This is a genomic window from Vibrio thalassae (genome assembly GCF_900089835.1).
In the GTDB taxonomy this organism is placed as follows: domain Bacteria; phylum Pseudomonadota; class Gammaproteobacteria; order Enterobacterales; family Vibrionaceae; genus Vibrio; species Vibrio thalassae.
Map to the genome: position 1 here is coordinate 83,166 of NZ_OANU01000008.1, position 10,930 is coordinate 94,095.

Genomic DNA, 10,930 nt, shown 5'->3' on the forward strand with positions numbered 1-10,930 from the left:
TCGAAATATCACACAATTATGAGCAAATATTCCAACGCTAAAGAGCTTTCAGGTCTCACCCTTGGTCAAAAAACCGAGTACGCCAATCACTACGATGCCAGTTTACTGCAACCGGTACCAAGAAGCTTAAATCGTGATGACCTTGAGCTTGGAGACACATTACCATTCCAAGGGTGTGATATTTGGACTTTGTATGAAATTTCATGGCTCAACGCAAAGGGATTACCTCAAGTTGCGATCGGTGAAGTCTCCATTCCAGCAACCAGCGCCAACCTTATTGAATCCAAGTCATTTAAGCTGTACTTAAACAGCTACAACCAAACACGCTTTGACTCTTGGGAACAAGTACAAACGACGTTGGCCACAGACCTCTCAAACTGCGCTGGCGAAACCGTCAGCGTTACATTGATTCCGGTTGCCGATTTCGAAAACAGTAAGATTGTGGGTATGGCAGGTGACTGTATTGATGACCAAGATATTACTATCGATAACTACGAGTTTGATGCAGAACTGCTTAAAGGAGCAGCGGGTGATGAAGTGGTCGAAGAAGCCCTTCATAGTCACTTGCTTAAATCGAACTGTTTGATCACCAACCAACCTGATTGGGGTAGTGTTGAAATACAATATCAAGGCGCCAAGATTAACCGAGAGGCCCTGCTGCGCTACTTGGTTTCATTTCGTGAACACAACGAGTTCCACGAACAATGCGTTGAGCGAATTTTCACGGATTTGATGCAATACTATAACCCGACTAAGTTAACCGTGTATGCAAGATATACACGTCGTGGTGGCTTGGATATTAATCCCTATCGCTCAAATCAACATCAGGCTCCTGAGCATAATGCTCGTATGGCAAGACAGTAACCTCTAACTTCAGGAAATGGACACATTCATGGGCTCTAAATTTTGGGTTGTATTAGGGGTTTTTGCAGCACTTTTAAGTCATCTAGTACTAGCAAACGCCTCTTCCTCGTTTACTTCTCCCATTCTGGTTGAAGCGGATAAGTGGGTCGAGATAGAGCCTAGCAAAGCGCTAGAGATCGCCAATGACTATCTAACAAATCGAAGCTTATCAGAGCCCAATGATGATCGCTTACCTAACTTGTCCCGCGACGATACCGACCAACGCATTCGAACCCCCATTAGTACGGTGCACGCGTTGATCATCGCTTCTCAAGCTGAATTCAACTTAGGTCGCGTCCGTGAAGCCTTGCAGGGCTTGGATAAAGCCGAAGCCATAACGAAGCAATATCATCTACTGTTTTTAGAGCTGGATGTTCGTATCCTCAACACACGCCTATTGTGGCTTAGCGATGGCGAAGGGGCAAGGGCACTGGATGCACTCAGACATATTGAGAACGATCTTGAAACCATCCGTAAGGGACAGAGCATTGCCAATCGTACCAGTTATCGCATTAAGATCTTGCAAGCTGAGATAGCGTCGGCAGAAAATGAATACGAGCTCGCCAATCATATGTATCAGAAGGCGAATGCGTTCATCCCTCAAGCTAAGTTATCAAAGTGGGCGGTTGAATATCATACCGCTTATGGGGAGCACTTTCTTCGTTACCGACGTTATAACGAGGCACTATCCGAACTGCTATTAGCCTACTGGACTGCCATCGAGCTAAATAGCAGCGATCAATTAGCCCACATTAATCAGCTTCTAGCACAACTATTCATGCAGCGTCGGGTTTTAGACAAAGCTCTTGAGCACTTATCACAAGCGGCCGACTTTTACGGGAATTATCCTGAAGCACCGATCTTAGCTGACGTGCTAAAACTCATGGGCGATATCTATTTTCTTCAAGGGAAATACAATTTAGCCTTGGTTCATTACTTCAATGTTATCGATCATCAGGCAACAGATAAAAACATTGAGAAAGTGATCGATATTCGCATTAGCTTGGCATCGACTTATTTGCAGCTCTATAACTATCCGCTAGCCGAGCAGTACCTGACCCGGGCAGAAAGCTTGCTCAGCTATGCCGATTATCCGGCACTCAAAGCACGCGCTGCGCTGCTTTACGCAGGTCTGGCGTACCAACAACGAAAAAAAGATAAAGTGATCGAACACGCAACCATAGCGCTTGAGCTAAGCAGATCACTTAACCAAACGTCGCTTGAACAGCAAGCGCACCAATTACTTGCACTGGGCTATGAGCAACAAGGTCATTACCAAGAAGCGTTAGCAGAAATCAAGAAAGCAAATTCGCTACGTATTCACCAACAAGATCAGCTCAACCAAATCAGCGAAGATGCCTTTAGAAAACAAAAGCAGTTTGTCGAACAAGGTCTGCATTACGAAGCCCAAGATCAGAAGCTGAAAGAAGCGCTAGAAAAGCAAAAGAAATTCCAAAAAGTCGCTTTGGGTCTATTCTTTGCTCTGTCCGTCATAGCTCTTATAGCATTTCGTTTGTTCTATGTTTCCCGACGTAATAAAGCGGAACTTAAGGAGCTTAATGATACCCTGTTTTCTCATGCTCGATCCGGTTTACCAAATCTACGTCTACTGAACGCCAAATTACCAAGTTCATTACTACGTACTCAAAGCCATTTCGAACAATGGCAAGTTGGGGAGCTTATTCACGAGCCCCTGAGTGACCGCCTTCGCTTTGTCATGATAGACCTGCCATTCCTAAGAAACATGTACCTCCAAAACGGGTATAAATCAGGCTTGGAATTGGAACGTGCATTTGGTGAGTTTATTCGCAACAAGATAGAGAACCCTGCACGTATTTACCATTTCTCAGACGCTAACCTGCTTTATATCGAACCGAGTATTAAGCCTCGCACTGCTGAGAGTTTGTTTGAAGAAATTCAAAGCTGGGTAGATGAATTTGAGCCAAATCGACACATCAATCGCATCGTCCGCGTGGGTATGGCTAATTATCCGTTTTTGCCACGCGCCTACACGGCTATTAATGACAAAGAACTGTTGGATATCTTACTCATCGCTACATATATGGCGCGAGACGTTAGTATGAAAGAAAGTAAGAGTCATTGGGTCTATTTAAAGGCGATAGACAACGCTCCTGCTGCCAGTTTGGCAACTGAAGATATCCGACAAGCGTGTCGAACCGCGATAAAACAAGGACTAATAAAAGTCCATTCATCCTCTCAGAATGAGGACGGGTTCAAAAAAATACTGACTAGTGAGTAAAAATCCTGCACTTGAATGCAAGATTACGTGACGTTGTGATGTTTTTTGATATTATCAATCAATACTTCAATAAGTTTGACAACTAGTTTATTTTTATAGGATTTATGGGCTCACAGGATAGCGAGACAATGGAGAATCTCCACCAGCTTAGAATGCAGTTGGAGCAATTACGTGTTGCTCAACGTGACGCATCGCTGAAATCTCGTCGCGAGCAAACTATTCTCAAACGATTTATTGCTACGCTTAGCCATGCCCATATCGGTTCGCACTCGCGAATTGACGAAAAATTGATTGAATTACGCCATGAGTTAGAGCATAACAAAGACATCAGTAGCTTGGTGCCTAAGTTTGCAATTTTGGATCGCCTGATCGGTCAAAAGGCAGTTACCATGGAAAAACAACACAACTCACTGGAAGAGCAAACCCAACGCAGCGGAGAAACATTACAGCGTGTCTCTGGACTTCCTGCGCAAATCAAACGTGATTTACGTGCGATCCTCGCCTATAACGACCCTAACTCGCTCAAATTGACCGACAACGCGGTAAAGCTTCTAGCCATTTATGAACGCGCGATTAAGATCATCACCTCTAATTCAGCCTTAATGACCAAAGAACCTGAGTTCAGTGCGGATGCGGCCTTGTTACTCACGTTGGGTGATGAGCTGCAAAACTTAATTACCGAGCTTGATTTTGATGGAGAGCCCGGCGAGCAACTGTTCGAGATTCGTTCTAAGCTACTTACTGATGCTTCAGGTAACAACCTACTTGAGCTGACACTGCAAGTATTACGTTTGGTTATCGACGCCACCAAGTACGAGCGTCGCACCTCCGAGCAATTCTTGGAGCGAGTCAATACCTCCCTGTCTTCTTCATTGAGAAGTCATGCTCAAAACCTCGACCAGAATCAGATCTACTACGAACAGCGTCAAATAATGAGTAAAGAGCTCAGTGACTTAGTAACAACAGGTCAACATCGCCTCGCAAACTTACAAGATGCAGAAGACGCTAAGCGAACCATGAATCCATTGTTTGCTCAGCTCGCGTCGCTAACCGAGCGATTGCAACATGCCGAAGCGCGAGAACAAGCTCTTTTAGATAGAATGACGCACAGCAACAACCAACTTGAGTCCCTTTACGATGTAACGCAAGACTATCGACGCCGTCTAGAAGATCAATCGAAGCGCATGCTGCTAGACCCTCTAACTAAGGTCTACAACCGCACTGCTTTGCTGGATAAACTTGAGATCGAATATCGTCGCTGGCTTAAAAATCAGCACCCGCTTTGGGTCATTATCTTTGATATCGATAAATTCAAGAGCATCAACCATAACTTCGGCTATAGTGCTGGAGACAAGGCTCTGAAAATTATCGCTAAAACTATTTCAAGCACCGTTGCAAAAACCGATACAGTTGCTCGCTTCTCTGGCGAAGAGTTTGTGTTGATTATGCCTGAGCAAAATGAAGCACATTGCCAAGCAAAAGTTAGAGAAATACAAAATAAAATCAGCAACTTACCTTTTAAATTCCGTGATAAGCTGATCACTATCACGTTATCAGCCGCAAGCACAGCCTTTAGCCATAACGACACCCCTGATGAAGTCCTTGAGCGTTTGCACAAAACCATTGCTCATACTCAAAAGTTAGGCCCTAACCAATTGGCTTGGAAACCTTAGACCTCTTATATTTTTCAAATAGTTATAGAAACTTGCCTCACATTTGCTAATCTAATAGTTGTCTGTGTAGTTAACCGCACCATGTGATCGCAGCTAAACTCACAGCCAATAACTATAACAACATGAATAACTAAGGCGATTGCTCCACTGTCTGATATTTGATTCTGAGCTTTCTACCCATAAATAAAGACAGTCGCGAGACACCAATCGCTTTCGATTCTAGAAAAGGAAATGCCTATGATCACACATATTAGCCCTGCTGGGAGTATGGATCTGCTGTCTCAGCTAGAAGTAGAGCGTCTTAAAAAAACCGCTTCTAGTGACCTTTACCAGCTTTACCGAAACTGTACGCTAGCAGTGCTCAACTCAGGCAGCCATACCGATAACTCAAAAGAGCTGCTCGACAAGTATCAAACTTTTGATGTCAATGTGATGCGCCGTGAGCGAGGCATCAAGCTCGAATTAACCAATCCGCCGGAACATGCGTTCGTGGACGGCCAAATCATCAAAGGTATCCAAGAACACCTCTTTTCAGTGCTTCGCGACATCGTCTACGTCAACATGCATTTAGCCGATAGTCAGCGATTGAATTTGACCAACGCTACTCATATCACCAACTTAGTGTTTGGTATCTTGCGTAATGCGGGCACCTTGATTCCGGGTATCGAGCCTAACTTAATCGTCTGCTGGGGCGGACACTCCATCAATCCGACCGAATACCAATACACTCGCGAGGTTGGTAACGAGCTTGGTCTGCGAGAGCTTAATATTTGTACTGGCTGTGGCCCTGGCGCCATGGAAGGCCCGATGAAAGGCGCTGCCATCGGTCATGCCAAACAGCGTTATACCGAGCAACGTTATCTTGGTCTAACCGAACCATCAATCATTGCGGCAGAGCCACCAAACCCTATCGTCAATGAACTGGTCATCATGCCTGACATTGAAAAACGTTTAGAAGCGTTTGTTCGAATTGCCCACGGCATCATTATTTTCCCAGGCGGCCCAGGTACGGCAGAAGAGTTGTTATATATCCTTGGTATCATGATGCACCCTAAGAACGCCGACCAACCTATGCCTATCGTCCTCACAGGGCCAAAAGAGAGCGAAGCCTACTTCCGCTCAATTGATGAGTTTGTGCGTTCAACGTTGGGTGAGGAAGCGACCAAGTATTATCAGATCGTCATCGATAATCCAGAGAAAGCCGCACAAATCATGAAGCAAGCGATGCCTAAAGTGAAAGAACATCGCAAACAAACCGGTGATGCCTACAGCTACAACTGGTCATTGCATATTGAGCCGGAGTTCCAGCTGCCATTCGACCCAACTCATGAGAATATGGCAGAACTCGATTTACATCTAAATCAGCGACCAGAAAACCTTGCTGCGACGTTACGTCAAGCATTCTCAGGAATAGTCGCCGGTAATGTAAAAGCGGAAGGTATCAAAGAGATCGAAAGACATGGGCCGTTTATCATTGACGGCGATAAGGCGTTAATGAGAAAAATGGACCGACTGTTAGGCGATTTCGTAGCGCAGCAGCGAATGAAATTACCTGGTTCGGAATATGTGCCGTGTTACCGAATCGCTAACGGCGAATAAAACACTGAAACTCAACCGAAGATTATTTACAATAAGGCCACGTTCTCAAGTGGCCTTAAATTTATGTCAATTCATCTCGTTATTATCGATGCACTCAATCTCATCCGCCGAGTACATGCGGTTCAACCCGACCCAACAGATATCGACAGAACCATTCAAACCACCTCAAGAACCTTACATCGCATTTTAAATGAGGCTAACCCGACGCACATCATCGCGGTCTTTGATCACCATGAACAAGACCGAGGATGGCGAGCTGAGCTTCTTCCAGAATACAAACAAAACCGTAAACCTATGCCCGAGCCTTTGTTCAATGGCTTGGAGAAGATTCAGGATGCATGGTGGCAATTAGGTATCGATTCTTTGCTGTCAGAGGGCGATGAGGCTGATGACTTGGTAGCCACATTAGCGGTCAAAGTGGCCAGCCACAACAAGACTGTCACTATTATTTCGACTGACAAAGGCTATTGCCAGATACTCTCGCCAACGTTACAAATTCGTGATTACTTCCAACACCGTTGGCTAGATGCTCCGTTTATTGAACAAGAGTTTGGTGTCAAACCTGAGCAGCTTGCCGACTATTGGGGGTTAACCGGGATCAGTTCATCTCAAGTGCCAGGTGTGCCAGGAATAGGCCCTAAGGCAGCGAAGGAAATCCTCAATCAATTCCAAGATATTGAGTCGGCGTATGCCTCAGAAACATTGGCGGCCAAATACCGCAAAAAGTTGGATGAGCATATTGAAATGGCAAGAAAGTGTAAGCAGGTTGCGGCACTCAAAACCGACATTGAATTAGGCTTTAATTTACAGGATATTCGATTTGAGGGCTCAAGCACTCAGTCTTAAGCCCTCAACACGCTTTAGTGAGGTGAGATGTTGGATAGCACTTGAATGTGCACCGTGATCTCTTCACGGTCATGATACAAGTGCTTAGCTTGAAGCTTAAACTTCACCTTGTTTTCGATTAAGAACATCTTAAGGTTTTCAATATCTTGAAGAACCTCATCATAGCGACCCTTCATTGGTAACTTGAGGTTAAAGATAGTCTCTTTGGCCCAGCCACGTATCAACCACTCACCCATCAGATGAGCAACCCGAGCTGGCTTCTCCACCATATCACACACCAACCACGTGACATTTTTACGTGGCGGCTCAAACTTAAAACCATCGACTTGATGATGCTTAACTTGCCCCGTATTCATCAAGCTGTCTGCCATCATGCCATTATCGATAGCATGAACAAACATCGAACGACGCACTAATTGATACGTCCAACCGCCTGGACAAGCACCTAAATCAACACCCCACATACCTGATGCCAATCGAGTGTCCCACTCTTCTTTCGGGATGAAGACATGGAATGCTTCTTCAAGCTTTAATGTTGAGCGACTTGGCGCATCAGCAGGAAACTTAAGACGAGGGATACCCATGAAAAACGCTGAGCTGTTTTCTGGATAGGAGTAACCGACAAAACAGTGTCCAGAACGAATAAAGCAAATATGCAGCACTGGCTTCTTGCTGTGCTCTTTATTGAACAGATAGCCCTTACCACGCATCGCTTGACGAACCGGTACCGTGAACTTACGGCAGAACTTAAGTAGTTCTTTCGCTTCATTGGTATCTGGGGTCTCAATACGTAAATCACCGCAACGAGGAAACGACTCGATGGACTCCAGTGACTCGAGAAGCGGAGTAATACGGTCTTCTGCTGGGAGTGACTCTAGCTCACTGGCAATGGCGAACATTTGACGAGCAAAAATCAGTGACTGAAAATCAATTTCACGAATCAATCTATCTGCATCGCCTGCTTGGTAACATTCAAATATTACATAGCCAGAGTTATTCTTAACTCTAGGAAAGCCGAAGACTTCTATCGCATTCGCCTTGTCTTGAATCTCACCTGCACACTCTTTTTCGAATCCAGAGCGGCAATAAAGCATTACTTGTTTCACTGATTGACTCCATCTTTGGTTGTTTCGTCAGTCATCTGATATCCAGCATAGGCAAGGAATAACCAACCTAGCATAAACATCACGCCGCCCATAGGAGTGATAGGCCCAAACCACTTCACCCCAGTTAGCGCTAAGGCGTACAGACTACCGCTAAAGAAAAGGATGCCGATGATAAAGCAAATCGCTGCACGATGAAATGCCTTTCTAGCATTCGAATTGCCAGCGATGAACGCCAACAGTGCACACAACAAAATGGCCAGACTATGAATAAATTGGTAGGTCACACCGGTTTCAAACACACCGATTAAATAAGGTGAAAGGAGTTTTTTCAAACCGTGGGCGGCAAACGCACCTAGTCCAACACTAAGGAAACCAGAAAGAGAAGCGATAATGACCAAAAGACGACTAGACATCCGATATCCCCTTGATAAACAACGCCAAGCGATCCACCGCTAACTGCCGATTTTGAGCTTCCGTAAACCCTGAAGACTTACGCGGTTTAAAGCTATGATCCCCATCAGGAATAAAGCTGCTAGACACCTGATTAGAAAACTCGAACTGTTCAAACTCTTCAAATTTTCCAAACGTATCTCGTTCACCTTGAATAATAAGGATTGGTTTTTCTATCGTCGCTAAATGAGCACCTTTATAGTTCTCTGGCTTACCGGGAGGGTGGAATGGAAAACCAAGGCAGGCGATGGATTTCACCATAGGGTGTTCGGAAAGCATGGACGCCATACGGCCTCCCATCGACTTACCACCAATAACTATCGGCTGACCGTCAGCAACTTCCTCTATAACCGCGGTCATCGCCTCTAACAATTTAGGGGCACGATCTGGTGGTCGTTTTTTTCCATCTAGCGCGCGCTTCTCCATATAAGGGAAGTTAAAGCGAGCCACACGCACCCCTTTTTCTGCCAATCGAGTCGACACATCTTGCATAAACTCATGGTCCATTCCAGCGCCAGCACCGTGAGCAAACAAAAATAGCGGGCCATCTTCCGGGCCATCAAACACAATTTTATTCATCCAGTAGTTCCTCTTGCTCACTTTGTGCTTTAGCTAACATCCAATCTCTAAAAGTCGCAATACGCCCCATATCGGCTTGTTTTTCATGACAGACAACGTAAAACGCGTTTTTAGTCACCAACACCTCATCAAACGGAGCAATCAATCGCCCTGCATCCAGTTCTGGTTGCGCTAATACATTGTTGCCCAGTGCAATCCCCTGACCATGAGCCGCAGCCTGTAATACCATAGTAGAGTGACTGAAGATCGGGCCATGGTTAACATTGACACCATCAATTTCGTTTTGTTTCGCAAACTGCTTCCAATCTTTGCGGGAGGTATCATGCAATAAGGTGTGCTGAGATAAATCAGACAGTTTGTCTAACGGTTTCACACCAAGTAATAACGCTGGAGAACATAGCGGCACGAGAAACTCTTGATAGAGTTTGTCAGCGCGCAAACCTGGCCAGTTACCTCGGCCGTAGTAAATGGCTACATCCACGTCATCGGTTAACGAGCCTTCGTCCATATCCACGGCTTTAATACGTACGTCAATATCAGGCTCTTGGTCATTAAAGTCCGCAAGTCTTGGTACCAACCATTGAATCGCAAAACTCGGTGGCAAACTGATGGTCAATGCCCCTTTTTCACTGCGCTCCAGTACTTTATCCGTTGCTTCAGCCAAAGAGGTAAATATATCTTTAATATCGAGAAAGTAACCTTGCCCTTCCTCAGTCAATAGCAATGACCGATTGCGGCGACGGAAGAGTTTTAATCCCAAGAACTCTTCAAGGGCTTTAATCTGATGGCTGACCGCAGCTTGGGTTACAAACAGTTCTTCCGCTGCACGAGTAAAACTCAAATGGCGCGCTGCAGCTTCGAAAACTTTTAGCGAGTTTAGGGGGGGCAAACGTCTAGACATAGCGACTCTCTAAAGCATTAGTTTTTTTAATCTGAAACATTATAAATTGTCCATTGCCGAACAGCCAGAGAAATTCTATATTTCATCCCGCAAACGCGGGTCTGAACGGCTTGATTCTCTTTAGAATCAATTGACTTGCGCTTGCGATGTTGTGTTTGCAATCTCGATTTTCGAGTTAGGTAGATTCTACCACCACACTTTGGCTAGTTATCCCCTAGTTGATGTGTGTACTTCCCGTATTTTGACCTGTCTGTCAAATTTTCTTACACCGCCTAAATGGCGGTGTTTTTTTGTCTGCGTTTTATTCGAAACTCTTGCATAAAAAAACGGCCGCCACTGGCGACCGTTTATTACATTATTATTAATAGTAGAACTAATCGTTAATCTATCAGATTAGGATTACAGGCTCTTCTCCGCTTAGATGAGCTTGACAGAAGGGTATAATATTGAACTTACCTCAGGTACTGAAAGCTGTTTAATCTTCAGTTTGAAGTATTCGGTATCTCTTATCCCGCGAGCTCTTCTACGCAACAATCCTATTGATACATTGCCAGCCTCGATTATAGAGCTGGTTAGTCGGTCATACTTTGCAAAGTTACAGATGCCTTCTTTG

Annotated in this window: 10 protein-coding genes; 5 read left to right on the forward strand and 5 right to left on the reverse strand. The window is 44.9% G+C overall.

Going from position 1 to position 10,930, the window contains the following annotated elements; genetic code table 11:
• Nucleotides 1-18 precede the first annotated feature (18 nt).
• From queF to xni, 5 genes are all read left to right on the forward strand, one after another.
• Nucleotides 19-864 (forward strand): NADPH-dependent 7-cyano-7-deazaguanine reductase QueF, encoded by an 846-nt coding sequence (queF, locus tag VTH8203_RS04940; RefSeq protein WP_096992664.1) that lies wholly within the window; start codon nt 19-21, stop codon nt 862-864.
• A gap of 28 nt (nt 865-892) precedes the next feature.
• Nucleotides 893-3,163 (forward strand): tetratricopeptide repeat protein, encoded by a 2,271-nt coding sequence (locus VTH8203_RS04945; protein WP_096992665.1) that lies wholly within the window; start codon nt 893-895, stop codon nt 3,161-3,163.
• A gap of 104 nt (nt 3,164-3,267) precedes the next feature.
• A complete protein-coding gene (locus VTH8203_RS04950; RefSeq protein WP_167385789.1) occupies nt 3,268-4,836 on the forward strand; it encodes a GGDEF domain-containing protein in 1,569 nt (522 codons plus the stop codon).
• 237 nt (nt 4,837-5,073) lie between these two features.
• Nucleotides 5,074-6,435 carry a nucleotide 5'-monophosphate nucleosidase PpnN gene (gene ppnN / locus VTH8203_RS04955; RefSeq protein ID WP_096992667.1) on the forward strand — a complete coding sequence of 454 codons (1,362 nt, stop codon included), beginning with the start codon at nt 5,074-5,076 and terminating at the stop codon, nt 6,433-6,435.
• A gap of 63 nt (nt 6,436-6,498) precedes the next feature.
• On the forward strand, nt 6,499-7,281 hold the full coding sequence (xni, locus tag VTH8203_RS04960; protein ID WP_096992668.1) for a flap endonuclease Xni: 783 nt from the start codon (nt 6,499-6,501) through the stop codon (nt 7,279-7,281).
• Between the two features lie 14 nt (nt 7,282-7,295).
• On the opposite strand, the gene rlmM is transcribed toward xni, so the two are convergent.
• The 5 genes from rlmM to VTH8203_RS04985 all read right to left on the reverse strand — a co-directional run.
• A complete protein-coding gene (gene rlmM / locus VTH8203_RS04965) occupies nt 7,296-8,387 on the reverse strand; it encodes a 23S rRNA (cytidine(2498)-2'-O)-methyltransferase RlmM (protein ID WP_096992669.1) in 1,092 nt (363 codons plus the stop codon).
• On the reverse strand, nt 8,384-8,800 hold the full coding sequence (locus VTH8203_RS04970) for a DUF423 domain-containing protein (RefSeq protein WP_096992670.1): 417 nt from the start codon (nt 8,798-8,800) through the stop codon (nt 8,384-8,386). The genes rlmM and VTH8203_RS04970 overlap by 4 nt, the downstream gene beginning before the upstream one ends.
• Nucleotides 8,793-9,416: an alpha/beta family hydrolase gene (locus VTH8203_RS04975; RefSeq protein ID WP_096992671.1), complete on the reverse strand. Its 624-nt coding sequence runs from the start codon at nt 9,414-9,416 to the stop codon at nt 8,793-8,795. The genes VTH8203_RS04970 and VTH8203_RS04975 overlap by 8 nt, the downstream gene beginning before the upstream one ends.
• On the reverse strand, nt 9,409-10,317 hold the full coding sequence (locus tag VTH8203_RS04980; RefSeq protein ID WP_096992672.1) for a transcriptional regulator GcvA: 909 nt from the start codon (nt 10,315-10,317) through the stop codon (nt 9,409-9,411). Before VTH8203_RS04980 ends, VTH8203_RS04975 begins: the two co-directional genes overlap by 8 nt.
• 417 nt (nt 10,318-10,734) lie before the next feature.
• Nucleotides 10,735-10,930, reverse strand: a 196-nt coding sequence (locus VTH8203_RS04985) for a transposase (RefSeq protein ID WP_167385790.1), incomplete at its 5' end; no start/stop codon positions are given.